Consider the following 24,588-nt stretch of genomic DNA (forward strand, 5'->3'; position numbering starts at 1 on the left):
TAAATTATCTCACCTATTCATTGTGACAATAGTAACTGGATTTAATGAGTCAAATCTAGTTAAATTTCCCACAGGCAGAGATCGCGACAACTGCACCTGCATAATTTTACAATTCCAATTCGGTTCCCGCCGCATTCTTTCCTCCTTCCAACTCAAAACAGCAGCTAAATCTTCTACAGTAGACATTGCCAATACTATTACCCCTCCTGGTAACATTCGCAAAGCACAGACACCTAAAATTTTAGTAATTTCTCCTCCACTACCACCCACAAAAATTCGATTAGGCGGTCGCAAACGATGTAGAATTTCAGGAGCATTGCCGTGAATTGAAATTACATTTTGTACCTGAAAACGGCGACAATTTTGCTCAATTAAAGACGTACCTTCCTCCATTTTCTCGATCGCATAAACCTGAGAACCCGGGAACAACCGGGCAATTTCAATCGAAACTGCCCCAGTACCCGCACCCACATCCCAGATCGCTTGACCTGGTTGTAAGGACAATTCCCCTAAAATCAACACCCGCACTTCTCGCTGCGTCATCACCCCAGGGCGATCGCTAAAACTGAGAAAATTGCCATCCGGTATCCCTAGCATCGGCAAACTGCCTAAATCCAGGGGCTCCGTAGCTGTCCTAGACTCCCGCAACAGCACAACCAAATTGAGCGGTGCAAAAGTCTCCCCTTGCAAAGCATCTAACGACCATTGCCTGACTCGTTCATCAGCGGCCCCCAAATTTTCGCATAGCCAAAACTGATAACGACTGGGCAAATCTAAAGCCTTAATCAAATGTGCGATCGCCCCTGGAGAATAAGTCTCATCAGTTAGTACAGCAATCTTATCCACACCTTGCTGTAACTTAGCAGTCAACTCCTCAAAAGACCGCCTGTGAGCGCTAATAAAGTGAGCATCTTGCCAAGGAAGTTTCAGGCGGTTAAAAGCCAACTGTACAGAACTCAAATGCGGATGAAAAATTAACTGTTCGGGAGGCAATTCTGCCACCAATAGCCGTCCCCAACCGTAAAATAGCGGGTCGCCCGAAACCAAAACTACAATTGCACCCGGAAACGAAGTCGCCAACCGCTGCCGAATTTCTTTAATTGCACCCGTCAAATCTCCCAAAACCAAGCGTTCTGCCCGATGCTTAGAGAAATAGGCTAAGTGGCGATCGCTCCCCACCAGCAGAGTCGCCTTTTCTACAATTTGCTGCACCGACTTACTCAGTCCCGCAGCGCCATCCAAACCAATGCCAACAATATGTACAGTCAATTGTTTACTCAATTGTGCGCCGTCAACCGATAAGTAGAACGAAGAAGGATTTAGTTATCTAGGAGAGAAGGAAGAAAAATTTAGTTATCTAGGAGAGAAGGAAGAATGTTTATACAGTCAGCTTTTTAGCCATCCTTATCTTATGTTTAATTAGGTGGATTTACTTATTTAGAATTTAAACAGTTAACAGTTAACCGTTAACAGTTAACCGTTAACAGTTAACCGTTAACCATTTTAAAATTCCAAAACTGGCCAGTTTGGTTGCCGATAATAGTGAGTCATATCGTCAAACTTCCGAAGTTCGACCCGATGTATCCCAATTTCTTGAGGTGCATCCAGCCATTCGTCATTTAACTCAGACAACAGAGAGCAAAAGCGATCGCGGTCTAGCCCCGACCCGATATCGCCAAAATAAGCCAGAGTAACGTGAGCAGTAAAATGATATTGCTGTTCAATTCCCAAAGCAATTAAATCAGGATTTTGATAAATAGAGCGGCGGAACTCCAAAATCTGCTTGTAAGAATTTTCATCCATCGGGGCTAAACAAACGGCGATCGCTCGAGTTCGCACCATTAGTCCCAACACCATCCAGCGAATAGGAAGAGTCGAGGCTACATTTAGTTTGTAGTCAGCAAAACATTCGCCAATGCGCGATCGCAGTTTCTCTTCAAATTCAGGATTTTGACTGGCATCAAGGAAAGCACTGTCCCAAATCAAATCAGCCAAAGTTAAATGGAAGCTCTCCTTCGGCACAGGCACGATCGCCCCTGCCTCTAGCTGCTTCACTAGGGTTTGTTGGCACTCGTCCAAACTCGCATAAAAAGCAGCATTTTCCGACTCTTCCCCCCAAGGCGGTGTCGTCACCGTATAGCCGGGAAAAGCTACGGGCGTTCTCTGGCCCTCTGGTTGGGGCTTAAACTTGGGAGATTCCTGAATGTGCTCCACCTGGGACTTGTAGGTGTCCAGCAGCGTCAGCCGCGCCGCCCGATTCACGTAAGCTTGATAAGTATCGTCCAATCTCGATTGCCTCGCGCTAAGTAATAGCTTTCAGCACCCAGCCGATTTTAGATTGTAGATTGGGGTAGAGGTCAAAATTAGAAATCGCCTAAATGGACGACTCACTAATTAAAAATTCAAAAGGCAAAATTAAAAACGATTGGATTCAATCTTTAATTTTTAATTTTTAATTTTTAATTTTTAATTGTTCTGCCACCGATCCCCGCTCTCAAATCCTAAATTGGGCAACTGATAGTCTCTTATGCAAATTTACCTCTTCTGGGGGGAGGATGACTTCTCTCTGACACAAGCAGTTGATACCCTGCGCCAAAAAGTCATTGACCCCAACTGGGCTAGTTTCAACTATGATAAAATTCTCCCCGACCAAGGGGATGCCGTTATTTCTGCCCTCAACCAAGCGATGACACCGCCATTCGGTGCTGGCAGCCGCTTTGTCTGGTTAGCGGATACCCCCATAACTCAGCAATGTTCCCAGGAACTATTCGCCGAATTAGAACGGACTCTGCCAGTGATTCCATCCACCACCGTGTTGTTGTTGACAACTCGTAATAAACCGGATAGTCGGCTCAAGTCTACTAAGTTTCTGCTCAAATCTGCTGAAGTTCGCGAATTTTCTCCGATTCCTCCCTGGAAAACAGAAGAGTTGGCAAAGCGGGTGCGCCAAGTCGCGGAGGGAAGGGGAGTAAAATTAACCCCAGCAGCGATCGCACTTTTAGCTGAATGCGTCGGCAACGATACCAGGCAGTTAAATAGCGAATTGGATAAATTAGAGCTTTACGCAGGTAACAGTAACCAACCTTTGGGCGATGAAGCGATCGCCGCCTTAGTCAGATCGAATACCCAAAACAGCTTGCAACTTGCCGCCGCTATCCGCCAAGGCAATACAGCCCAAGCTTTGCAGCTAGTCGCCGAGCTAATCGGACATAACGAACCCGCCTTAAAAATTGTAGCCACCTTAACAACTCAATTTCGGATTTGGCTGTGGGTGAAATTGGGGACACAAGCCGGCGAGCCCGATGAAAAAATAGCTCAAGCCGCAGAAATCAGCAATCCCAAACGAATATACTTTTTCCGGCAAGAAGTCAAGAGCCTGACTGTCGAAAAATTGCAACAAACCCTACCCCTACTGCTAGAGTTAGAATCATCTCTCAAGCGGGGTGCACAAGAAGTTTCAACTCTACAAACCAAGGTCATAGAACTCTGTACCCTATTCTACTAGCAGCAAATGGTAAGAAAATGCCAGAAAGAGCTAAGGTGGTAGATAAAGATTTATTTAGCACCCACTAAAACTGCAAAAATCGCGAAGCGTTGCGAGGTACGAAGCAATCTCATGCCTAAAGGCGATATATTTCCATTTGGGAGTTTTTGATGAAAATAGCCTCCAAACTCTAGGACGACAGTCTAAGGGATCAAAGGCAACAAGAGACTTTAGTCTCAAACTTCTTGGTTTTAAGAGCACTTGATTTTTAGGCGCGTGCAGCTTAAAACAAGGAACACAAAGATACACTTGAAGAGCGCATCCAAGACACGGTGACTTTAGCTAGCAAACGGTTGAAATCCCGCAACACATCCGCGTCATACCGCTGGGTATCGTCAGCGGTAGAATGATGAGCAGCTAAGCAGTGAATTAAAAATCAGGATGCTCCGTGCTAAAAAAGTAACCACAGACTCAATATTTGAGCGAGTGGATAGTGGGCTGATGACAAACCCTTTAAGTATCAACTTTTTGATTGTGGATTCACCCTTAAAAAGTTGTGCTTAAAAATCCCCGCGTCTTTAGACCGGAGAGTGTCAATAACCTGCTCGCAGCCCTCTAAGAAGTGCTAGCTATGACACAACAGAACCTGCGGGAACTTGCTAAGCAGGGCGATCCCAAGGTGATCGCGTCTGTAATTAACCGCACACTCCAACCTAAAGGCATCAATGCCCAAGTGGGACGTGACAATGACAACCTCCAGGTTATGCTGGAGTCAGATCAAGTTCCGAACCAAACTGCCCTTATGGACTTTATCCGTAAGGGGATGATTAACTTGGGAGTCGAATCAATTCACACTGTGAAGGTCTACGGTCGTCAGGTGGGTGAAGACTTACCGGCGTGGGAAGACGAGATTGAGCTGATGCCAGCCGCCGATCCAATGTTTTATGCAGATGATGCAATGCCTAAAAAACCTGTAGACGCTCCCGATCTTGAACCCGAAGACTACGATCGGGAGGAAGAATACAACTCTGATGAGGATGAGGATGAGGATGAGGATGAGGATGAGCTAGATGAAGATCCCCCTCAAAAGAAGAAGATCCCTAAATTAGCAATAATTGCAGGGATTATCTTTGTGCCGGTGGCCGCACTCGCGGGGCTTTACTTTACGGGTAATTTGCCATTCCTAAACAGTTCGGCTCCTCAGCCTACAACTCCTTCACCAGCAGCGCCTAAAGCGGGCTCTCCGAAGCCAAAACAGGCTGCTTCTCCGACTGCGGCTGGTGCTCCCAAGACTGTGAAAGCAACCGCACCCTCTCCGGTGGCTTCTGCAACACCAAAACCAGTTGCACCTTCTCCAGTGGCTTCTGCAACACCGCAAACAGTTGCACCTTCTCCAGTGGCTTCTGCGACACCGCAAACAGTTGCACCTTCTCCGGTGGCTTCTGCAACACCGAAGCCAGTCGCACCCTCTCCGGTGGCTTCTGCAACACCGAAACCAGTTGCACCCGCACCTAAACCTGCGACACCTAAACCTGATTCTTGGAGATTAGGGGTCAATAAGGCTCAAAGTGCGGCAAACCTTGCCCAGACATCTATATCAAAAGGTGAGTGGGAAGAAGTGGCGAGTGAGTGGGAGAAAGCAGTTCAGCTAATGAAGGCTGTTCCGCCCTCTAGCCCAAATTATCAAAAAGCTCAGGAGAAGGCAGCAGAGTATCAGTCAAATCTTGGTGTAGCTCAGCAGCGGGCAGCGGCAGCGCAGTGATTTTTGAGTTAGTTTATAGGGCGATCGTCATCTGCTGTGCAGAGGAAAGCTTGCAGTTGTAAGAAGGGCTTCGTGCTAAACATGATATAGCAACCGCCAAGGCGGTTTAAGAGGGGCTAGGGGCTAGGGGCTAGGGGCTAGGGAAGACGGAAGAAGGGTTTAGAATCAAGGTTTTAAATTCAGAATGTCCTACCTGCCTTGGCAACTGCTATATTACAACTGCAAATCTGCTTTATTTAGCGAAAATCCTGCGCTGGCTAAGCCTACCCGCAGGTTATAACGTTGCTGGGTACAAATTTACCTGTTGTAGCAACAATCTCAAAATTCAAACTGCCCCTTCCTATGCAGAAGGAACCAACCGTTTCCGCAGAGATTCGCTACGGCGTTTAGCAGTAGGATTGTTAGGCTCCAACTTGAGAGATTCTTCGTACATTTCCAAAGCTTGAGTTGTTAACTTTTTGCGCTCATAAGTGTGAGCGAGGTTATTAAGGGCCGTCACATAATCGGGTTTTAACCTAATAGCTTCTTTGTATTGGCGGATAGCTATATCGTATTGTTCTTGACCGAAGTGTGCGAAACCAAGGGCGTTGTAGATGATGGCTGCATCTTCTTCAACTTGTAAGTCTTTGGATTTCAGAGCTTTTTGAAACAGTGACGTTGCTTGAGCATAGAGCTTTTTCTCTACATAGATACTGCCCAATTCGTAATATTCCTGTGCTGTTCCCTTTTCGTTACCGAGTTTGGCTTCTAACCGAAAGAGAGTAGTTTCGATCTTACGAGTTTTGATGATCTGGCGCAGAATAAACCAGCCAGCGCTAGCTAGTATAGCTAGCAATACTGATAGATAAACAATCGGCAAACCGCTATCCATGCTGTTTAAATAGGTAGATTGAAAGATTGAAAGTTTGATAAGTAGAAGGAAGAGGAAAGAGGGAATAGGGATTTAGTTATCTGAATCGTAACAATTTAAATTCATAGCAGTTTAACAGTTAACCGTTAACAGCTTAACAGTTAACCGTTAACAGCTTAACAGTTAACCGTTAACCGTTAACCGTTAACAGATGAATGAAGGCTCACCCCAGTTTTACTCTTGTGCTTGATTTGCCAATTCCACCACTTTGCCAAAAGTTGCCGGGTCAATGACTGCCATTTGTGCCAGCATTTTGCGGTTGATTTCAATATTGGCTTTTTTCATGTTGCCGATGAGTCGGCTGTAGCTCGTACCGTGTATGCGAGCTGCTGCATTAATCCGAGCAATCCACAGGCGGCGGAAGTCGCGCTTCCGTTTGCGGCGATCGCGATAGGCGTTGCGAAGCGCCTGCATCACCCGCTGGTTAGCTGTGCGAAACTGCTTGGACTGCGAGCCTCGGAATCCTTTGGCTAGTTTGAGAATTTTTTTGCGGCGTTCTCTAGCGACGTTGCCGCGTTTTACCCGTGTCATCGTTTATTTCCGTTAAACTTTACAAGTATGGAAGCATCAGACGTACATTCTCTTCGTTAGTCGGATCGAGGACGACCATTTGAGAGAGCGTGCGTTTACGATTGGAGCTTTTGTGCTGTAGTAAGTGGCTTTTGTAAGCTTTCCGCCGCACAATTTTACCGCTGCCAGTGGCTCTAAAGCGCCTAGCAGCCGATTTGCGAGTTTTTAATTTCGGCATGAACCGGCCTTAATTTGGACACAAGCCTTAAGGATATCACGTTTCTGGTATTGTGTACAAGAGATTTTTTTAGCGATCGCAGGTGCATCTGAGGCGACATCAGCAAGAGATACCAAGCTCTGATGTGAAAAGATATACTAAAAATATGCACAAAAGTTTGAAAAAAAGAATTTTGAAACTGCTAAAAATTCTGTGGGAGAAACTCCAACGGCTAAAGGTGCTGATAGTTTCGCGGATTTTTCAGAAGCGCCTCTCTTCACCGCCGCCAATGCGATCGGCACCTTTACCTACTAATGAAGAAGATAGACTAAAAGCTCTTTATCGCTATAATGTTCTCGATACTGCGGCTGAAGAAGCCTTTGACGATCTAACAGCTTTGGCATCTCACATTTGCGGTACTCCAATTGCTTTAGTGAGTTTAGTTGATGCTAACAGGCAGTGGTTTAAATCAAAGATAGGTATAGAAGCAGAAGAAACTCCTAGAGATATTGCATTCTGCGCTCATGCTATTTTACATCCGAATGAATTGCTAGTTGTACCCAATGCGACAGAAGACGAGCGCTTTGCTAGTAACCCCCTGGTAACTTCTGAGCCTAATATTAGATTTTATGCTGGAACTCCGCTAGTAACTTCTGATGGTTTTCCCATCGGCACTTTGTGCGCGATCGACACAATCCCCCGCAAATTAACCGCAAAACAACTTGAGGCATTACGCATTTTAGGTCGTCAAGTGATTAATCAAATGGAATTGCGAATTAATTTGGCTAACTTAGAGCGCACTCGCGTCAGACATAAGCAAGCAGAGGATAAATTGCGGGCTAATGACGAGCAAATTGTCAATCTCTTAGAAGGCATCGCCGATGCTTTTTTTGCCTTAGATCGGCAGTGGCGATTTACTTACGTGAATTATAAAGCTGCCCAAATTTTTGAAAAAGCACCGGAAGAAATTTTTGGTAAGAATATCTGGGAAGAGTTTCCTGAATTTTTAGAATCATCCTTTTATAGAGAGGCACACAAAGCTGTATCTCAGCAAGTTGGCGTGACTTTTGAAGAGTTTCACCCTCATTTAAAACGATGGTTTGAAGTCCGGGCATTTGCTTCTTACGATGGTATTTCTATTTTCTTACACGACATTTCCTCTCGCAAGCGAATGCAAGCGGCTCTTAATATAGAACAGAAAAAAACAGAGGTTTTACTACTTAATATTTTACCCAAAGTGATTGCAGATAGGTTGAGACAGGAACCCGTGCTGATTGCTGATAGATTTGACGAGGCGACAGTTTTATTTGCTGATTTAGTTAATTTTACGCAGTTGTCAACGCGAAAAACGGCGACGGAGTTAGTTTATTTGTTAAATGAAATGTTTTCCGCTTTTGATAGACTGACTGAAGAGTACAATTTGGAGAAAATTAAAACAATTGGCGATGCTTATATGGTAGCTGGAGGTATTCCTACTCCCAGAGAAGATCATGCAGAAGCTATTGCAGAAATGGCTCTGGATATGTTAGAAGCAATTAATCAATTCAGCGCTCAACGAGGAGAGGACTTTAAGATTCGTATTGGGATTAATAGCGGGCCGGTAGTAGCAGGGGTAATTGGTACTAAGAAGTTTATTTACGATCTATGGGGGGATGCTGTAAATACGGCTTCGCGTATGGAATCTCATGGAATTGTTGGCAGTATTCAAGTAAGTGCAGATACTTATGAGTTATTGCGAGACAAGTATCTATTTGAAGAGCGAGGTGTTATTAATATTAAAGGCAAAGGGGAAATGATTACATACTTATTGATGGGGAAAAAATAAAATTCATAACATACTCGTTAAATCTGTAAGAATTCGTTTAAGTTCTGCTTCCTCAACTCGTTTTACTGCCTTAGCAAGGCTGACCCATTCTCGCTTTCTCTTTTTAGCTTCCGGCCAACTTTCTAAAACTATTTCTACTTGCAGTAAAAATACCTCAACTCGGCAAATACGTCCCCACTTCTGATATTCGTAAGTTCCCAGTAAAGTAGGCAAAACATTACCGATTAGTCCGGCTTCCTCCCAAGCTTCTTTTGCAGCAGAGTCTTGCGGTGTCATGTCAGGTTCAACTAATCCTTTCGGTATCACCCACCGTTTCCCTGTCGAAGAAGTAATCACCATGATTTCTATTTCCCCATCGAGGATACGATAGGGAATAACGCCTGATTGTTGAATAAATAGAGGTGGTTTCCGATTTATAGCCATAACTATCGATCGATATGAACTCAGTAATTATTTCGTAACGCCGCCCTCTGGGGGGTAAAGAACAACCTAGAGGGGGCGTTACAAATTACACAACTAATCTTTTTTAGCTTTCGCCTCTAAATTCTCTAAACGACTCCGCAATTCTTGATTTTCTTTCTTCATCTGATCTAGTTCCTCTCGTAACTGTTTAACAGCTTCATCAGAACCTACATTTTTCTGCACCTTTTGAATTGCTTCCTCCGCAATCCGACGCACTCGACCATCAGGAGTTTGATTTGCCAAAGAACGTAGAATGCGTATTGCTTTGCGCGTTTCCATTTGCCCCAATGCTACAGCTACAGCTACTTGCGTCAGGAAAAAAGTCTCCTTAGAGAGTTCTCCCAACCGCTGCAAAATCCGCTCTAAATTGGCAGGAGTTTGACCACTAGAAATAGAACCAATTGAGCGAATAGCTGCCAAGCGTAAAGCTTGAGGAGTACCAGCAGCAGTATATTTCAAAATCAGGTTTAGTGCATCTTCAGAGGTTTTCATTTGGGCCAAACCTGCGATCGCACCAGATCGTACTACCTCATTCCAGCCTTCGCGTTCCTTAAGAACAGATTTTAACTCTTTAATGACCTGTTCGTCTGATGGCTTTTCATCGGCATTTGCCGCAGCGATTCCCCCAAGAGCACTAGCAGCAGCGGCTTCCACATAGTAGCTAGGATCGCCCTTTTCTACTATCGGTTTTAGCAGCTTATAGCTCTCGTGAGTTTTAATTTTACCAAGAGCACTCACCGTAGCGCGGCGAACGCGAGCATCTTTATCTTTCAGACCAATTGCTAAAGCTTCAAATGCTTGGTCAAGTTTAATCTCTACTAATTGATTAGCTACTTCAAACCTCACAGCCCAGAACCGATCGTTCTTGAGAGCTTCTGATAGCGCTTTCACGACTTCTAAACCTCCCTTTTTCGCCAAAGCATGAACTGCATAAATACGCGAAATTGGATCGGGATCGAATTTCAACTGAGCTTTTAGTTCAGCAACTGGATACTCTAAACTAACAGTTTTTAAGAAGTTATTGCCAGCATCAAAGCTGATAAAAGCTGGTTTGGCTTCTAAGGGGAAGTAAAAACTTTGTTCCCGTTCGTGGACGCGAATAGTGAAAGTTTTTACGGATGAATTAGTTGTTTCACCTTCTTGCTGGGTGTACCCAAATCCCAGGGGTAGTTTCAAGTCGAATAAATCTTTGCTATTGCCATTGCCATTGCCATTGGTTTTGCCATTTTTCCCCTCTTTTACTTGCGTTTGCGTCACCGTAACTTTGGCTAACTTGCTGTCATTATCCCAAGCATAACTAACTTTATAGTCAGGATGACCGCCGCGATAAACGTATTGGTCAAACAAAAATAACAGATTGCGACCAGTAGCTTTTTCTATTGCTCTTAGCAAGTCTATTGTTTCTACAGTTTTATGAGCGTTATCCTGCACGAACGTTTGAACAGCTTGCAGAAATAATTCATCTCCCAATTCAGCCCGAATCATGTGATAGACGCAAGCGCCTTTTTCATACAAATGTCGGTCATAAAGCTCAATTGCCTCTCGATAAACGTGAGTAACAATGGGGCGACGGTAGCGCGAACTGTCCTCAGCTAAATAGTTGCGGGCTTCCATTAATAGGTAGTAAGCAGCATCATCTTTGCTATATTCATATTCCGTCCACATTACCTCAGAATAGGAAGCCATGCCCTCTTTGATCCAAGCGTGCGACCAATGTTTAATTACTACTAAATCGCCAAACCATTGATGACAAAGTTCGTGAGCAACTAAACTTTCTGTGTTGCGATTATCGAGCGCGGCTCGTTCATCTAACAAGCATCTATCTGTTAGCAATGTGGTAGAAGTATTCTCCATTCCGCCAAAAATGAAGTCATCTACACAGACTTGAGCGTATTTAGGATAAGGGTAAGGATAGCCGTAAGTGTGAGAGAAATACTCAATCATTTTGGGCGTTTTACCCATGCTACGCTGACCATCTGCTTCGCGACCTTTTTCGACGTAGTAAGTTACGGGTTTTCCTTGCCATTCATCTTTAAGTTCTGCAAAATCTCCCACAGCTAAAGTCATTAGGTAAGTGGGGTGAACTTGTTGTTGCGACCAGTGATAAATTTTATCGCTACCTTCCGTTTTTGTGTCAATTAATTCGCCGTTGGAAATAGCTATAAATTCCTTGGGAACTTGTACCCGGATTTCTGATGTAGCGAGTTGTCCAGGGTAGTCGAAGCAGGGAAACCAAAAGCGGGAGTCTTCGTCTTCGCCTTGAGTCCAAACTTGACATGGTTTGTCTGGGTAGTGCTTGTCTGGCCCGACAAAATAGAGTCCGCGTTGGGGTTTTTCTACTGAGTAGGCGATATCAATTGTTAGGGGAATATTTGCTGCTGTTGGCGATTGTAATTGCACCTCTAACTGTTCGCCATCGTAATCGAAATTTTGTGCTTTTTCAGCAACTTTCACCGATTTAATTTTTAAGTTGACAGCATCTAAAGTCAATTTGTCAATACCGCTGCGTACTGGGTTAAGGCGGATGCTGCAAGTGCCATGAAAGCTATGTTTGGGAATATCAAGCACCAAGTCTAAGAAAATATGCTCAACTTGACCAGGGCGATCTGGGTTATAGTGGGGGCGGGCACCAGGTAACTCGAAGGATTTGTGGCCGTTGGTTTCGGAATCAAAGAAAAAATGCAACATCGGGACTGTCAGGGTATGAGACAATAAAGGATAGCTAGTGCTTGAGCTGCCAGAGAGCGCACTGCTTATTACAGGGTAGCGCGTCTTAGCCTTAGTAAGGAGGTTTGGAGGGCGATCGCTTGTAAACTGTAAAAGTAGTTTCTAGGGAAGAGAGTTTACGAACGCAGTCACTTTTAGTTATATTCGTACCTTTTTTATTACTACCTTACTTGAGAGTAACTATTATTTTTAATATCCAATTGTGCTTTAATATTTATCTCTACCAAAACAATCAACGGAAAAATCAAATTAAGGTTATATAGTTTTTTAGAAAATTTTAAGGGTAAGGAATGGGAAAATCGAGGAATTTTCGTTAAAATTTTTACTAAGGCAGTGTCTTTAAAGGCAAAGCCTGAAACTGAAGTATTTAGGGCAAACCTTATGACCGCTACACTATCAGTTCCTAATTTAATCGAGACTTCACTAGGTGATGAAGCTGAATACTTGCTCAGCTATAAGGCGAAAGTTTCCAAAGATTTGTTACACCTTCCGAGTCCCGACTGGGTAGAGCGGATTTTTGGTCACAGCGATCGCTCTCCGCAAGTTCTACGATCTCTTCAGCAACTCTATTCTAGCGGCCGTCTAGCTAACACTGGCTACTTGTCCATTTTACCTGTAGACCAAGGAATTGAGCATTCTGCGGCAGCTTCCTTTGCACCAAACCCGATCTATTTTGACAGCGAAAATATCATCAAGTTAGCAATATCTGCTGGCTGCAATGCTGTAGCAACAACTCTAGGAGTTTTAGGCAGTGTTTCTCGCAAATACGCTCACAAAATTCCCTTTATTCTCAAGCTTAATCACAATGAATTGCTAACTTATCCTAATCAATTCGACCAAGTGATGTTTGCTTCTGTAGAACAAGCTTGGAATTTAGGAGCTGTGGCTGTAGGTGCTACAATTTATTTTGGTTCGCCGGAATCCACCAGGCAAATTCAAGAAGTCAGCCAAGCTTTTGCACTCGCTCACGAATATGGAATGGCAACAATTTTGTGGTGCTATCTCCGTAACGATATCTTCAAACAAGATAAAGATTATCACATTGCGGCCGATTTAACTGGTCAAGCAAATCATTTGGGAGTGACGATTGAAGCTGACATTATCAAGCAGAAATTGCCAGAGTGCAATCGCGGCTATGAGGCTGTTGCTCAAGCCAGCAGTCAGAGTTACGGGAAAACCGACAAGCGCGTTTACTCAGATTTAACCAGCGATCATCCCATCGATCTAACCCGCTATCAAGTGCTGAATTGTTATGCTGGTCGCATGGGTTTAATTAATTCTGGGGGTGCTTCTGGTAAGAATGATTTTGCCGAAGTAATTCGCACGGCGGTGATTAATAAACGCGCTGGAGGTTGCGGATTAATTTCGGGTCGCAAAACTTTTCAACGACCATTTGAAGAAGGGGTAAAATTGTTTCACGCGATTCAGGATATTTACTTGTCACCGGATGTGACGGTTGCTTAAGTCTTCGGTAACGCTCTGTTAATATCAAATTCAGCTTCCTTACCCCGAAGAAGGGTAAGCAGTCCCACAGCGCGTTTTGCCCTAAAGCTCTGTGACAGAATTTGGTGACAGAATTTGACCGCACCGCGAGCATCAAAGAATCCCATCCCCTTGAGGGGTGGGAGTGTCAACCACAGGATTACTCTGCCTGCGGGTCATTAAATTTGATGATAAAGTTACTAGAGTGTAAAGAATAGCTCTGAACTGCTAAGCTTTTTAAATTAACCAAAATTTCAGTTGCTCACAACAGGGATCTCGTTTGAGAGCTGGTAGCAAGTGCATCTCTCTGGGGGAGACAAAAGCAGAAGAACAGCCTTTCTTGCCACACTCTTCCCCAAAGTGTATCTAGGGAGGTTAGGCTAGTGAAGAGTCGGGAAAATACTTGCGCTCCAGACTTCAACAGTCTACCTTGTAATTTCTTAACTCAGTTATCAAGCCCAATAGTTTTGCTTGCGTCTTGCAGCCGAGACAAGCGCACATTGCAAGGTTGCGCTTCACTCTAACGCCAGAGATCCTGGGTTTGATGGCTCATACCTTACCGAGATGTAAACACTTTACCGATAGATCGCCTAAGAAATCTTGCAGGAAAACCCATGTCTAGTATGCAAAACCAATTCACGGTTCACTTCTGGGGCGTTAGAGGCAGCATAGCCTCTCCAGGGGCAGAAACAGTGCGCTACGGCGGCAATACACCCTGTGTAGAAATGCGAGTGGGGACTCACCGCCTGATTTTTGATGGCGGTACGGGGTTGCGGGTACTGGGGCAAAGTCTCCTGTCCCAAATGCCCGTAGAAGCTTATATGTTCTTCACTCACTCCCACTGGGATCACATCCAGGGGTTTCCGTTTTTCGTCCCTGCTTTTGTCAAATGCAATTCTTTTCGCATTCACGGAGCTATAGCTCCCAATGGGGCTACTATTCAGCAGCGGCTTAATGACCAAATGCTTCACCCCAATTTTCCAGTACCGTTGCAAATTATGGGGGCTGACCTCAAGTTCAACGATATCGAAATTGGCCAACCAGTGGAAATCGGCGATATTAAAGTCGAAAATGCTCTGTTAAACCATCCTGGGGAAGCTGTGGGCTACCGCGTGAACTGGCAAGGATATGCAGCAGCTTATGTCACGGATACAGAACATTTTCCCGATCGCTTGGATGAAAATGTGCTGTTTTTGGCTAGGAATGCTGATGTGCTGATCTACGACGCTACCTATACAGATGAAGAATATTACTCCGAGAAGTCGCCAAAAGTTGGTTGGGGACATTCGACTTGGCAAGAAGCGGTGAAGGTAGCTAAGGCCGCAAATGTCAAAAAGCTGGTGATTTTTCACCATGACCCTTTGCATAATGACGATTTTCTCGATCGCATCGGAGAGCAGGTTGCCCAAAAATTCCCTGATAGCCTGATGGCACGGGAAGGTTTGTCTATCCAGTTGGTGCCTCCGGCTAATGGTGCTGTTGAGGAGTCCGTACAATCGGAAGTTAAGGTGTCTGCATAGCGGATTTTAAATTTTAAATCGGGTGTCGCAGCTAAAATCCGCCGCTCAAAAATCTAAATGCCGTATGGCTTTGATGGGTAAAGTTATTATCCTTCGTCTACCAATGTCAATTTTAAATTGATTTAGAGGCGTAGCGATCGCGTAACGGCTAAATATGTCAAAATGTTAAGCGTGTGGGTAACTTATTCTTCTACCGCTGCTTTGACTCCTACTACCGTTGCCTTGGGAAATTTTGACGGTTTGCATCTGGGGCACCAACAAGTCGTGCTGCCAATCCTGAATCGGGCACAAATGCTTGCCCCGATGCTTATTCCCCCACAAGAGTCAGTACGATCGAGCCCTGACCTTGATGAAGGCTTAGGGCCTATGTGGGAGTTGGCTAGACCTCTTTCTCGGACGTTTCATGACGATCGTTTAGCTATTTCGCCACCTGTAGCTGAAGTCAACTACAAAGGCTACAAATCCGACCGACTAGAACCTGCTTGTGCAACAGTGGTGACGTTTAGCCCCCACCCCCAAGAGTTTTTTAGCGGCAAACCCAGAAAAATGTTAACGCCGTTAAGAGAAAAAATAGCTCTGCTGAGGTCTATGGGTGTTGAGCAACTGGTATTGTTGCCCTTTAATAAAGAATTGGCGGCGCTAACTCCAAAACAGTTTGTTGAACAAATTTTAGTGCGGCAATTGGAAGCAACCCGAATTAGTGTAGGGTTGGATTTCTGCTTCGGGCGCGGACGAACCGGGACAGCTAAAGATTTAGCTGCGATCGCTGCTACTTATGGCATTGACGTTACCCTCGTACCACTCTACACTTACGCAGGAGAAAGGATCAGCAGTTCGGCAATCCGGGACGCTCTCCAAAATGGCAATCTCCAGAAGGCAAACCAATTGTTAGGCCGTCCATATAGCGTAGGTGGAGTAGTTATTGAAGGTCAAAAAATTGGTCGAACTATTGGATTTCCAACGGCTAATCTCCAGCTACCCCCAGAAAAATTTTTACCCCGTTTTGGCGTGTACGCTGTCCGAGTTACTCTCGAAGAAGAGACTGAGGAAGAGGCTTCAGGCGCAGGAAAATTTAAGCTTAGACCTAAGACAATAAACCTCACGCCTAAAAGTTTTAATCCTCCAATATTGGGAGTGATGAATATTGGCTGCCGTCCCACTGTGGAAGGTGTTAGTCCAACTGTAGAAGTTCACCTGTTAGATTATTCTGGGGATTTGTATGGCAAAACCTTAAATGTAAGCCTAGAAAATTTTTTGAGGCCTGAACAAAAGTTTCCTTCTCTGGAAGCGCTAAAGGCTCAAATTCAGTCTGACTGTGCATTTGCCAGAAAGTTGCTGTATAGTAACCCACAAGGTGATTAGGAGGTTTTTAATTGCTTAGCACTTATAGTTAGGGGCTAGGCTGCATAAGTTTAGAGGAATGAGCAATAAAAATTAGCACTTAGCAATTAGTAATTATGAAAGATCGTATTGAACGGCTCAAGCAAAATCTGAGTCAAACTATTGTCGGTAAAGCGGATAGTATTCGGTTGGTATTGGTGGCGATGCTTTCCGGGGGTCATGCTTTGTTAGAAGACGTTCCCGGTGTGGGTAAAACCCTATTAGCTAAGTCTCTGGCGCGATCGATCGCTGGCAAGTTTCAGCGGATTCAGTGTACTCCCGATTTATTGCCGACGGATATAACTGGGACTAATATTTGGAATCCCCGCAGCGGTGAATTTGAATTTTTGCCGGGGCCAGTGTTTGCAAACGTGCTGTTAGCGGATGAAATTAACCGCGCTACGCCGCGAACGCAGTCTGCTTTGCTAGAAGTGATGGAAGAGCGGCAGGTAACGGTAGATGGAGTTTCTCGCCCTGTTCCTAGCCCGTTTTTTGTAATTGCTACTCAGAACCCGATTGAGTATCAAGGGACTTTTCCTCTGCCAGAGGCGCAGATGGATCGTTTTATGTTGTCTTTGACTTTGGGCTATCCTAAGTCTTCAGAAGAGTTGCAAATGCTACAACGGCTTTCTGACGCTGTTGCGGTTGAGGAGTTACAACCTTGTCTTGGTTTGGATGAAATTCAAGAGTTGCGCCGTCTGTGCGCGAGTGTAAAGGTTGAGGATTCGTTGAAGGAGTATATTGTCAATTTGGTGCGATCGACGCGGGAAGATGAGGAAATTACTTTAGGTGTAAGTCCTCGCGGTGCTGTGGCTTTGCATCGGGCGGTGCAAGCTTTGGCGTTTCTATCGGGACGGGACTATGTTATTCCTGATGATGTGAAGGAACTCGCACCCCATGTACTTTCACACCGCTTGATTCCGGCGGGAGGACGGCGTTCTAAGACTATTATCGATCGCCTTTTGCGTTCTGTGGCGATTCCTTAGATGGTAATACCAATTCTCTAAATTAATGCTACAGTCTTGGGGCGGGTTTATTAATGTTATTTGTGGGTGGCAAATTTGATCGCGAACCCGCCCCTACCCCAAACTGTAGCAAACTTTTAGAGAAGTGGTATAAGTACCTGGACAAAAATAAATAGTGCCATTGTTTGCTGTGCGAAACTACCTCAATTCCTTGCGATTGCTTCGCTTCGCTCGCAATGACATGGCTACGTTTATTTTTGTCCGACTACTTAGCAATTTTGAATTCGATCTGAAATAGAAGTTTTTGTAGGGTGGGCAATGCTCACCTTACTTGTATGTTGAGCGTAATTAAAATAAAGCGGCAACTAAGTTGATTTTACCATGCCGATCGCTAACTTATTGTTTAAGTCCCGTTAGATAGATTTACTTAGTGGCTGCTAATTTCTGCTGTGATGGCGATCGCCATTGTCATTGTGTTGGGTTGTCATTGCCAAGACAAGTGCCTGCGTGTAGCGCTTGACTTTATAAAGCCATCTCCAAATACTGCGATCGCTTCGTTTCACATCCCATGACATATAAATATTGTGCGAGTCCGTAAAAATGCAACCGCTAACATTCCCAGAAGCTTAATCTCTTCTGGCTCGTTAAATCCTTGTCTCTTTCTATAGCGCTTCTCAAGCAAGTGAGATCCGCCCCTAGCAATTAATAATTAGCAAGTTTAGCCGATCTACGTGAGAAATACTATAGATTGCTAAATATTTGAGTATAGCTGCCTCTCAAGTTCTGCTATAAAGCCTGTGAAAAGATAGCCATTGCTAAGCATAGGCCAACCTTGGCAGGCATTCCTAACAGTTGTATGAAAACTTCCCTGCTCACCTAGTAACGATGTAGCGGAGAATAAAATTAAGTATTTTAGGACAATAATATAAGCGCTGGCAGTGGCCGTTATCCAGCCATTGCCACCATTTATACAAGCCGTACACTTTCAGGGGCGATGAGGGAAGTTTTAGAGAATGAAGCTTAGACTGCTTCTTCTTCTTCTCGATCGATTTGCCGCAGGTGAATGTGCTTACGTCCCAAAGAGATTTCAAACTCATCTCCAGGCTGAAGTTCCATCTGTTTAGTATAGGCTGCGCCAATCAGTAAGTTACCGTTAGACTGAACGCTGATTCGATAGCTAGCAGACCGTCCGCCGCGTCCATTACCATTTTGCTTACCATCAAGCTGAATACCCTCAGCATCAATGAGAGCATTGAGGAACTTCATCATGTTGACCCGTTCTACGCCGTTTTTGGTAACGGTGTAGTAGCCACAGGCTCTTGCCTTTTCTTCCTTGGTAAGGTTCTCTAGCTCTTTAACTTTCTTGATGAGAGCTTCGCCTTCTAGGGGCTCGATACTTTTCTTTTTAGCCATCTTCTGTTCCGAAATAGTCAACTACAGGTGTACGATTTTTTTCTTGGCTTACTTTTGCTATGACCAAGAAACTTTAGCTTTATAGCTGGTCGTAAAACTATATTACACCGATCTGCTAAATAGTTAACCACTTGATTAAAAATATTTTAGATAATATCGAGTCTTTCTTAAGGAGTAGCTGCCGAGTCGAAGCAATCTCTCAACTATGTAGCGTAAGCTATGAGCTATCAGCTAGCTAAATATTTGCCCCATATCTGACTGTCAATGAAGTTAACCACTCGCGGACACTATAGTGTGAAGGCGTTACTCGATCTAAGCTCGCAACCTGGTTACGGGCCGGCTTCTGTGAAAGCGATCGCAAGCCGACAAGAGTTACCTGCACCTTATCTAGAAAAATTGCTGATTGAGATGCGGCGTTCTGGTTTAGTTCTATCAGTTCGTGGCACTCAAGGAGGATATCAATTGGCAAGACGACCTGCTTCGATCTCTCTTGGACAAATCTTAGAGGCTGTAGGTGAAACAATTGAACCTTTAGCTGGTCATTCCCCAGATGCTACTGTTGCAGAAGATTGGGTGACATTCTCTCTGTGGAACCGTTTGCACAAAAAGATTACGGAAGCTCTTTACAGTATTTCCCTTGAAGACTTATACTATGACGTTCGCAGTTGGCAAGCGGTACAAGGGGAAGAAACGAGCTTTATCATTTAAACGATCGCTTACAAAAAAGGTTAAAGATTCTTAATGCCGGAAATGAAGATCGAGGATGAATTTATCGATGTTGCTGTCTGATGCTGTGCCTGCTGCTGTTTTACTTTTGGCTGCTATCTTGGATTATTTAATTGGCGATCCTTGGGGTTGGCCGCACCCGGTACGGGTGATGGGTTGGCTAATCGATCGCTACACTCAAGTTGTGTTTAATATATGGAATAATCCGACAGATGAGATGTCTATCCTACCGCTCCGCTTGGTAGGTACAATAGGCTCGATCTTGCTGGTTATTGGTAGCGGAACTTTGGTTTGGTTAGCGGTGCAAGTTGCTAACTGGGTTGACCCTATTTTCGCGATCGCACTCGAAAGTATCCTTTTAGCAAGCTGTTTTGCTGGGAAAAGTTTAAGGGCTGCCGCACAAGATGTGCTACATCCTTTAAATGAGGGGGATTTAGTCAAGGCACGGCAAAGGTTGAGCTTTTATGTCGGCAGGGATACAGAAAATTTATCGGAGCCAGAAATTCTACGGGCGGTACTAGAAACTGTAACGGAAAATGCTGTCGATGGGGTAATGGCTCCGCTATTTTATGGGGTAGTTGGGGTTGGAGCGAGTTATATATTATCTGTTAGCGGTGGGATGTTTGCAGCGAGTGAAGGGTGTCTCTGTTTGGGGGTGGCTTTTGCGATCGCCTATAAAGCAGCAAGTACATTAGATTCTATGGTTGGCTATAAAGAAGCACCCTTAACTGATTTAGGCTGGTTCAGTGCCAAACTTGACGATCTACTTACCTGGGTTCCCTGCCGTTTAACTGTAATTACGTTAGCTTTTCTATCTGGCAAACCGGGCTATGTTTGGCGGATATGTCAAAGAGATGCCATTAAAGATGCTAGTCCTAACTCTGGCTGGAGTGAATGCGTTTATGCAGCAACTTTGGGTGTCCAGGTGGGAGGTACTAATTCCTATCGGGGGGTTCTCAAAAATAAACCGCTTTTAGGCGAAGCGATCGATCCGATCGCGCCGGAAAAAATTAATCAAGCTTTACAACTGACCAGATATTGCTTTCTGATCTGGTTGGGATTATCATTTTTGCTTTATACTTTCTTCTTTGTGTTTTGACTGCTGGCCAGTTTTGCAGTCAATCGCCAACTCCCAGCAAGCAATGACTAAAATTGTTCAAATTTTATCTTCGGAAGAACTGCGCCGCACTGTCAATCGCCTCGCTTCCCAGATTGTAGAAAAATCTGGCAATCCCAAGGATTTGGCATTGTTAGGAATTTATACTAGAGGTGTAGCCTTGGCGCAGATGTTGGCGACCCAAATTGAGATGCTCGAACAAGTGCAAGTGCTTGTGGGGGCTCTGGATATTACTTTTTACCGGGATGACTTAGATCAGATTGCGATCCGCACGCCGGCAAGAACTGATATTCCTTTCGATCTCAGTGGCAAAATTGTGGTGCTGGTTGATGACGTTATATATAAAGGTAGGACAATTCGCGCGGCTTTGAATGCGGTGACAGAGTATGGTAGGCCGGAAATAATTTGGTTAGCTGTGTTAGTCGATCGCGGCCATCGAGAGTTACCAATTCACCCTGATTTTACGGGTAAAAAGTTGCCGACTGCTAAGGAAGAACAAGTTAAGGTTTACATTCAAGATTTGGATGGACGGGATGGAGTGGAATTAATTAAGGGTTAACAGTTAACGGTTAACGGTTAACTGTTAACTGTGTAAAGAGCGATCGCACCCAAGTTGTAGGGTGGGCGATCGCTGACTACCATCTTCGGCTATGAGAAAGATCACTTTTGTAGGACTAAAGAATTGTAAAGTGTGATATCCTAGAAAAGTTGTGTAAATTCGCACATCCAGGTTTTCGGGTGTTTCCGAGGCTTAAAACCTCAGAAATACGGCTGGATGGAGGATTAACCCGAATCAGGAGTTAAAAATATGTCAGTCGTCAGTTTGGCTCAAATGTTAGAGTCAGGAGTTCACTTCGGGCACCAAACCCGCCGGTGGAATCCCAAAATGTCCCCTTATATTTTCACCGAGCGCAATGGCGTTCACATCATCGACCTAGTACAGACCGCTCAGCTCATGGAAGATGCCTATGAGTACATGAGAGAGGCTTCTGAAAAAGGCAAAAAATTTCTGTTTGTCGGTACTAAGCGCCAAGCCGCCGGTATTGTCGCTCAAGAAGCCCATCGCTGCGGCGCTTACTACGTCAACCAGCGCTGGCTGGGAGGAATGCTCACTAACTGGACAACAATTAAATCCCGCGTTGAGCGCCTAAAAGATTTAGAGCGCCGCGAAGAAACCGGAGCCCTGGATTTGCTACCGAAAAAAGAAGCCTCAACGCTGCGCCGGGAATTGGCAAAACTGCAAAAATATCTGGGCGGGATTAAATCCATGCGTAAGATTCCTGATGCAGTCGTACTTGTAGACCAACGCCGGGAATACAATGCTGTTTTAGAATGCCAGAAGTTAGGGATTCCCATCGTCTCGCTGCTAGACACAAATTGCGATCCCGATTTAGTAGACATTCCCATTCCAGCGAACGATGACGCTATCCGTTCGATTAAACTAATAGTAGGTAAGTTGGCTGATGCCATCTATGAAGGTCGTCACGGTCAGCTCGAAAGCGAAGTAGAAGATTACTACGAAGAGTACGAAGGTGGTGAAGACGACTACGAAGCTGGCGAGTTGGAAGAGCTCGACATCCCAGATTCAGAGGCCGACGAAGACGCTGAAGCTGAATAATAGTATTTGAGTTGGTCGCTGGTAATTAGCAATTGGCAATTGCTTTTAACCCTTCGCATTGCAAAGGAAAAGTTATCAGTGCTTAATACCAATTCTTAAAACTATGACTACAAATCTCTACCCCCCGGCTTCGCCGTCCCCCCTTGCTAAGGGGGGACTACAGGGGGGTCAAATCTGTAGCTGTAAATCGAGGAATTGGTATAACTCAATACTCTAAGACTTACGCATAGACAACGTAATTATGTCATTGCTCGGCTTCCGAAGCAATCCCAAAGCCTTGCTACACCGTTAGAATGCGTAAGTCTTATACTCATAAATAATTCTGATTAGGAAGGTAGGCGAGATGGCAGAAATATCAGCAAAACTTGTTAAAGAACTGCGGGAAAAAACTGGCGCTGGCATGATGGATTGCAAAAAAGCGCTAGTAGAAAATGACGCAGATATAGCCAAATCAATTGAGTGGCTGCGGAAAAAGGGGATTACTTCTGCTACTACAAAAGCAAACCGCGTCGCCTCTGAAGGCTTAGTAGGTAGCTACATCCATACGGGAGGCCGTGTTGGCGTACTTGTGGAAGTTAATTGTGAAACAGATTTTGTCGCCCGCCGCGAGGAGTTTCAACTTTTGGTGCGGAATATTGCCATGCAAATTGCAGCTTGTCCGAATGTGGAATACGTGAAAGTTGAAGACATTCCCGCTGAAATTGTCGAGAAGGAAAAGGCAGTTGAAATGGGTAAGGATGACTTGGGCAATAAGCCAGAAAATATTAAGGAAAAGATTGTTCAAGGGCGAATTGATAAGCGTCTGAAAGAGCTATCTTTGATGGATCAGCCTTTTATTCGGGATCAAAATATCTCGGTGGAAGAGTTGGTGAAACAAACTATCTCTCAATTGGGCGAAAACGTCCAAGTACGCCGATTTGTGCGGTTTGTATTGGGCGAAGGTATTGAGAAGGTAGAAAGCAATTTCGCTGATGAAGTTGCCGCCCAAATGGGAACCAAATAATTAATTAAAAATTAAAAATTAAAAATTAACAGGAGCTACTGTTGTTTTTAGTTTTAATTTTTAGTTGTTATATTATATGCAGTTTTCAATTGGTAGGCACTATTTTCAATTTACAAATTACCAAAGAAGGGGCTAGGATGCTCAGGACTAGGGGCTAGGGAAAGAGGAAGAAAGGGGGAGATGAGTAATTAGCCATTACCAATTACCAACGAACAACTAACAACGAACAACTAACAACTAACAATTACCAATTACCAATTATCAATTACCAATTACCAGTTAAGATTAGTGTATGTCTGGAGCAAGTGAGCGAATTGAGCGGGAAATAGGGGTACTGGAAGAAGCGATCGCAAACATCGGTTCGGAATTGGCAAATAGCTACAGCGGTTATTTAAATGCCTTGGGACAAGCGGCGAGTCAGCAGTTAATTTTGGCTTGTTATTACCTTTGTACTCAGGGATATCCAGAACCTTTTCTGAAGTTATCCTACAATCAGCGGCAAAAAATGCAGCAGTCGTTGCGGAAGTTGGCGATCGCAACTTCTGAAAAGTTGCAATTGCTACTGAAGGAGGAACAGGGAGAGGATGAGGATGAGGATGAGGATGAAGATGAGGAAGAAGGATGGGAAGAAGAGGACAATAACCAATTCGCAGAAAGCGAAGGAGATTCGCGGCGAGAGGAGATATTTAGTGAAGGCGAAACTGAAAACCCCGTTCGCGTAGCCTACCCACAGAGTTTAGCGTTGGGAATGGAAGGAAGCAATCTCAAAACTCAAAGCTCAAAAAATCCCAGTCCCCAATCCGCAGACAAATTATTGCAGTGGCAGGAGAAACTGGAAAAAGCGATCGGCAATACCCTCAAAAGCCTTTCTCGCGATAGTAACCGCTTACTGCAAAACTCAGGAATCTTGCCCAACCAATTACCTGAACCGATTTTAGAAGCCGCTGTTAACGCAGATACCTCTGGGGATGCGATCGCGGGGCCACCTAACCTATTAAACTTAATAATTGAAACCGTAGAATCGGAGGATGAAGAAAGTTTAGGAGAGTTAGGAGTAGGCAGTTTTGGAGGTTTAGGAGGTGCTCCCAGCGCTAATGCAATTCACATCACGGCGATTAATCTGCGTTTATCTGAAATTGAATTTGCCGATGCAGGCGCGACAGCTTGGCGACAGCAAATTCGCAACCTTTCCGTGCGGTTAAACACAGTGAGGCGCGACTATCAGAAAAAACAGCGAGAGTATACCATAGTTGCGGCCGAATCTGCTTGGCGAGCCTGTTGGTTTGAAGGATAATAAGTAGAAGGAAGAAGAAAGAAGGAAGAAGGAAGAAAAATTTAGTTATCTAGGAGAGAAGGAAGAATGTTTATACAGTCAGCTTTTTAGCCATCCCGATCTTATGTTTAATTAGGTGGATTTACTTAACTGGTAATTGGTAATTGGTAATTGTTAATTGGTAATTGGTAATC

Annotated in this window: 23 protein-coding genes; 13 read left to right on the top strand and 10 right to left on the bottom strand. The window is 44.5% G+C overall.

The genetic code is table 11. The features are described from left to right. Positions 1 to 9 precede the first annotated feature (9 nt). The gene (locus OSCI_RS09470) at positions 10 to 1,269 is read right to left on the bottom strand and encodes a bifunctional cobalt-precorrin-7 (C(5))-methyltransferase/cobalt-precorrin-6B (C(15))-methyltransferase (RefSeq protein WP_007354704.1); all 1,260 of its coding nucleotides are present in this window, start codon (positions 1,267 to 1,269) and stop codon (positions 10 to 12) included. 234 nt (positions 1,270 to 1,503) lie between these two features. Further along, positions 1,504 to 2,286 (bottom strand): hypothetical protein, encoded by a 783-nt coding sequence (locus OSCI_RS09475; protein ID WP_007354705.1) that lies wholly within the window; start codon positions 2,284 to 2,286, stop codon positions 1,504 to 1,506. A gap of 241 nt (positions 2,287 to 2,527) precedes the next feature. Here OSCI_RS09475 and holA point away from each other — a divergent pair, with 241 nt between their 5' ends. Continuing rightward, positions 2,528 to 3,505 (top strand): DNA polymerase III subunit delta, encoded by a 978-nt coding sequence (gene holA, locus OSCI_RS09480; protein WP_007354706.1) that lies wholly within the window; start codon positions 2,528 to 2,530, stop codon positions 3,503 to 3,505. 610 nt (positions 3,506 to 4,115) lie between these two features. Beyond that, entirely contained in the window at positions 4,116 to 5,246 is a 1,131-nt protein-coding gene (locus OSCI_RS09485) for a hypothetical protein (RefSeq protein WP_007354708.1), read from the top strand. 340 nt (positions 5,247 to 5,586) lie between these two features. Here OSCI_RS09485 and OSCI_RS09490 read toward each other — a convergent pair whose 3' ends face one another. From OSCI_RS09490 to rpmI, 3 genes are all read right to left on the bottom strand, one after another. Then, positions 5,587 to 6,117 (bottom strand): tetratricopeptide repeat protein, encoded by a 531-nt coding sequence (locus OSCI_RS09490; protein ID WP_007354710.1) that lies wholly within the window; start codon positions 6,115 to 6,117, stop codon positions 5,587 to 5,589. A 213-nt stretch (positions 6,118 to 6,330) separates the two neighbouring features. After that, complete coding sequence (gene rplT, locus OSCI_RS09495; protein ID WP_007354711.1) at positions 6,331 to 6,687, bottom strand: 50S ribosomal protein L20; 357 nt, start codon at positions 6,685 to 6,687, stop codon at positions 6,331 to 6,333. A gap of 19 nt (positions 6,688 to 6,706) precedes the next feature. After that, on the bottom strand, positions 6,707 to 6,904 hold the full coding sequence (gene rpmI / locus OSCI_RS28360) for a 50S ribosomal protein L35 (RefSeq protein WP_007354712.1): 198 nt from the start codon (positions 6,902 to 6,904) through the stop codon (positions 6,707 to 6,709). A 145-nt stretch (positions 6,905 to 7,049) separates the two neighbouring features. Between rpmI and OSCI_RS09500 the strand changes: the two genes are divergently transcribed. After that, positions 7,050 to 8,708, top strand: a complete 1,659-nt coding sequence (locus OSCI_RS09500) for an adenylate/guanylate cyclase domain-containing protein (protein ID WP_007354713.1) — start codon at positions 7,050 to 7,052, stop codon at positions 8,706 to 8,708. Positions 8,709 to 8,711: 3 nt separating this feature from the next. On the opposite strand, the gene OSCI_RS09505 is transcribed toward OSCI_RS09500, so the two are convergent. Beyond that, the gene (locus OSCI_RS09505) at positions 8,712 to 9,131 is read right to left on the bottom strand and encodes an NUDIX hydrolase (protein ID WP_007354714.1); all 420 of its coding nucleotides are present in this window, start codon (positions 9,129 to 9,131) and stop codon (positions 8,712 to 8,714) included. Positions 9,132 to 9,224: 93 nt separating this feature from the next. Next, positions 9,225 to 11,858, bottom strand: coding sequence for a M1 family metallopeptidase (locus OSCI_RS09510; protein WP_007354715.1), 2,634 nt, complete (start codon positions 11,856 to 11,858; stop codon positions 9,225 to 9,227). Positions 11,859 to 12,278: 420 nt separating this feature from the next. On the opposite strand from OSCI_RS09510, the gene OSCI_RS09515 reads away from it, so the two are divergent. The 4 genes from OSCI_RS09515 to OSCI_RS09530 all read left to right on the top strand — a co-directional run bounded on the left by OSCI_RS09515 (position 12,279) and on the right by OSCI_RS09530 (position 17,265). Next, a complete protein-coding gene (locus OSCI_RS09515) occupies positions 12,279 to 13,361 on the top strand; it encodes a class I fructose-bisphosphate aldolase (protein ID WP_007354716.1) in 1,083 nt (360 codons plus the stop codon). 632 nt (positions 13,362 to 13,993) lie between these two features. Next, positions 13,994 to 14,899, top strand: a complete 906-nt coding sequence (locus OSCI_RS09520) for an MBL fold metallo-hydrolase (protein WP_007354718.1) — start codon at positions 13,994 to 13,996, stop codon at positions 14,897 to 14,899. Positions 14,900 to 15,061: 162 nt separating this feature from the next. Then, positions 15,062 to 16,261 carry a bifunctional riboflavin kinase/FAD synthetase gene (locus OSCI_RS09525; protein WP_007354719.1) on the top strand — a complete coding sequence of 400 codons (1,200 nt, stop codon included), beginning with the start codon at positions 15,062 to 15,064 and terminating at the stop codon, positions 16,259 to 16,261. Positions 16,262 to 16,356: 95 nt separating this feature from the next. After that, positions 16,357 to 17,265 carry an AAA family ATPase gene (locus OSCI_RS09530; protein ID WP_007354720.1) on the top strand — a complete coding sequence of 303 codons (909 nt, stop codon included), beginning with the start codon at positions 16,357 to 16,359 and terminating at the stop codon, positions 17,263 to 17,265. Positions 17,266 to 17,681: 416 nt separating this feature from the next. Here OSCI_RS09530 and OSCI_RS29835 read toward each other — a convergent pair whose 3' ends face one another. Together OSCI_RS29835 and OSCI_RS09535 are read right to left on the bottom strand one after the other, a co-directional pair. Then, positions 17,682 to 17,819, bottom strand: a complete 138-nt coding sequence (locus OSCI_RS29835) for a hypothetical protein (protein ID WP_007354721.1) — start codon at positions 17,817 to 17,819, stop codon at positions 17,682 to 17,684. A gap of 445 nt (positions 17,820 to 18,264) precedes the next feature. Further along, positions 18,265 to 18,657 (bottom strand): AbrB family transcriptional regulator, encoded by a 393-nt coding sequence (locus OSCI_RS09535; RefSeq protein ID WP_007354722.1) that lies wholly within the window; start codon positions 18,655 to 18,657, stop codon positions 18,265 to 18,267. 264 nt (positions 18,658 to 18,921) lie between these two features. Between OSCI_RS09535 and OSCI_RS09540 the strand changes: the two genes are divergently transcribed. Genes OSCI_RS09540 through pyrR form a run of 3 tightly spaced genes read left to right on the top strand, consistent with a single transcriptional unit; the run spans position 18,922 to position 21,059 of the window. Then, complete coding sequence (locus OSCI_RS09540) at positions 18,922 to 19,365, top strand: Rrf2 family transcriptional regulator (protein WP_007354723.1); 444 nt, start codon at positions 18,922 to 18,924, stop codon at positions 19,363 to 19,365. Positions 19,366 to 19,420: 55 nt separating this feature from the next. Continuing rightward, positions 19,421 to 20,482 (top strand): adenosylcobinamide-phosphate synthase CbiB, encoded by a 1,062-nt coding sequence (cbiB, locus tag OSCI_RS09545; RefSeq protein ID WP_007354724.1) that lies wholly within the window; start codon positions 19,421 to 19,423, stop codon positions 20,480 to 20,482. A 43-nt stretch (positions 20,483 to 20,525) separates the two neighbouring features. Further along, positions 20,526 to 21,059, top strand: a complete 534-nt coding sequence (pyrR, locus tag OSCI_RS09550) for a bifunctional pyr operon transcriptional regulator/uracil phosphoribosyltransferase PyrR (protein WP_019487233.1) — start codon at positions 20,526 to 20,528, stop codon at positions 21,057 to 21,059. A 24-nt stretch (positions 21,060 to 21,083) separates the two neighbouring features. Here the strand turns inward: pyrR and OSCI_RS29840 are convergent, their stop codons facing one another. Continuing rightward, positions 21,084 to 21,224 carry a hypothetical protein gene (locus tag OSCI_RS29840; RefSeq protein ID WP_007354726.1) on the bottom strand — a complete coding sequence of 47 codons (141 nt, stop codon included), beginning with the start codon at positions 21,222 to 21,224 and terminating at the stop codon, positions 21,084 to 21,086. Positions 21,225 to 21,308: 84 nt separating this feature from the next. On the opposite strand from OSCI_RS29840, the gene rpsB reads away from it, so the two are divergent. The 3 genes from rpsB to OSCI_RS09565 all read left to right on the top strand — a co-directional run bounded on the left by rpsB (position 21,309) and on the right by OSCI_RS09565 (position 24,415). Next, complete coding sequence (gene rpsB, locus OSCI_RS09555; RefSeq protein WP_007354727.1) at positions 21,309 to 22,118, top strand: 30S ribosomal protein S2; 810 nt, start codon at positions 21,309 to 21,311, stop codon at positions 22,116 to 22,118. A 343-nt stretch (positions 22,119 to 22,461) separates the two neighbouring features. Beyond that, on the top strand, positions 22,462 to 23,121 hold the full coding sequence (gene tsf, locus OSCI_RS09560) for a translation elongation factor Ts (RefSeq protein WP_007354728.1): 660 nt from the start codon (positions 22,462 to 22,464) through the stop codon (positions 23,119 to 23,121). 292 nt (positions 23,122 to 23,413) lie between these two features. Beyond that, positions 23,414 to 24,415: a hypothetical protein gene (locus OSCI_RS09565; RefSeq protein ID WP_007354729.1), complete on the top strand. Its 1,002-nt coding sequence runs from the start codon at positions 23,414 to 23,416 to the stop codon at positions 24,413 to 24,415. Positions 24,416 to 24,588 lie beyond the last annotated feature (173 nt).

Source organism: Kamptonema sp. PCC 6506 (assembly GCF_000180455.1).
Lineage (GTDB): Bacteria > Cyanobacteriota > Cyanobacteriia > Cyanobacteriales > Microcoleaceae > Kamptonema > Kamptonema formosum.

Excerpts from the sequence above, each read along its gene's own strand:
- holA (WP_007354706.1), top strand. The coding sequence starts at position 2,528 with ATGCAAATTTACCTCTTCTGGGGGGAGGATGACTTCTCTCTGACACAA.
- OSCI_RS09485 (WP_007354708.1), top strand. The coding sequence starts at position 4,116 with ATGACACAACAGAACCTGCGGGAACTTGCTAAGCAGGGCGATCCCAAG.
- OSCI_RS09490 (WP_007354710.1), bottom strand. The coding sequence starts at position 6,117 with ATGGATAGCGGTTTGCCGATTGTTTATCTATCAGTATTGCTAGCTATA.
- rplT (WP_007354711.1), bottom strand. The coding sequence starts at position 6,687 with ATGACACGGGTAAAACGCGGCAACGTCGCTAGAGAACGCCGCAAAAAA.
- rpmI (WP_007354712.1), bottom strand. The coding sequence starts at position 6,904 with ATGCCGAAATTAAAAACTCGCAAATCGGCTGCTAGGCGCTTTAGAGCC.
- OSCI_RS09500 (WP_007354713.1), top strand. The coding sequence starts at position 7,050 with ATGCACAAAAGTTTGAAAAAAAGAATTTTGAAACTGCTAAAAATTCTG.
- OSCI_RS09505 (WP_007354714.1), bottom strand. The coding sequence starts at position 9,131 with ATGGCTATAAATCGGAAACCACCTCTATTTATTCAACAATCAGGCGTT.
- OSCI_RS09510 (WP_007354715.1), bottom strand. The coding sequence starts at position 11,858 with ATGTTGCATTTTTTCTTTGATTCCGAAACCAACGGCCACAAATCCTTC.
- OSCI_RS09515 (WP_007354716.1), top strand. The coding sequence starts at position 12,279 with ATGACCGCTACACTATCAGTTCCTAATTTAATCGAGACTTCACTAGGT.
- OSCI_RS09520 (WP_007354718.1), top strand. The coding sequence starts at position 13,994 with ATGTCTAGTATGCAAAACCAATTCACGGTTCACTTCTGGGGCGTTAGA.
- OSCI_RS09525 (WP_007354719.1), top strand. The coding sequence starts at position 15,062 with ATGTTAAGCGTGTGGGTAACTTATTCTTCTACCGCTGCTTTGACTCCT.
- OSCI_RS09530 (WP_007354720.1), top strand. The coding sequence starts at position 16,357 with ATGAAAGATCGTATTGAACGGCTCAAGCAAAATCTGAGTCAAACTATT.
- OSCI_RS29835 (WP_007354721.1), bottom strand. The coding sequence starts at position 17,819 with ATGTCATGGGATGTGAAACGAAGCGATCGCAGTATTTGGAGATGGCTT.
- OSCI_RS09535 (WP_007354722.1), bottom strand. The coding sequence starts at position 18,657 with ATGGCTAAAAAGAAAAGTATCGAGCCCCTAGAAGGCGAAGCTCTCATC.
- OSCI_RS09540 (WP_007354723.1), top strand. The coding sequence starts at position 18,922 with ATGAAGTTAACCACTCGCGGACACTATAGTGTGAAGGCGTTACTCGAT.
- cbiB (WP_007354724.1), top strand. The coding sequence starts at position 19,421 with ATGAATTTATCGATGTTGCTGTCTGATGCTGTGCCTGCTGCTGTTTTA.
- pyrR (WP_019487233.1), top strand. The coding sequence starts at position 20,526 with ATGACTAAAATTGTTCAAATTTTATCTTCGGAAGAACTGCGCCGCACT.
- rpsB (WP_007354727.1), top strand. The coding sequence starts at position 21,309 with ATGTCAGTCGTCAGTTTGGCTCAAATGTTAGAGTCAGGAGTTCACTTC.
- tsf (WP_007354728.1), top strand. The coding sequence starts at position 22,462 with ATGGCAGAAATATCAGCAAAACTTGTTAAAGAACTGCGGGAAAAAACT.
- OSCI_RS09565 (WP_007354729.1), top strand. The coding sequence starts at position 23,414 with ATGTCTGGAGCAAGTGAGCGAATTGAGCGGGAAATAGGGGTACTGGAA.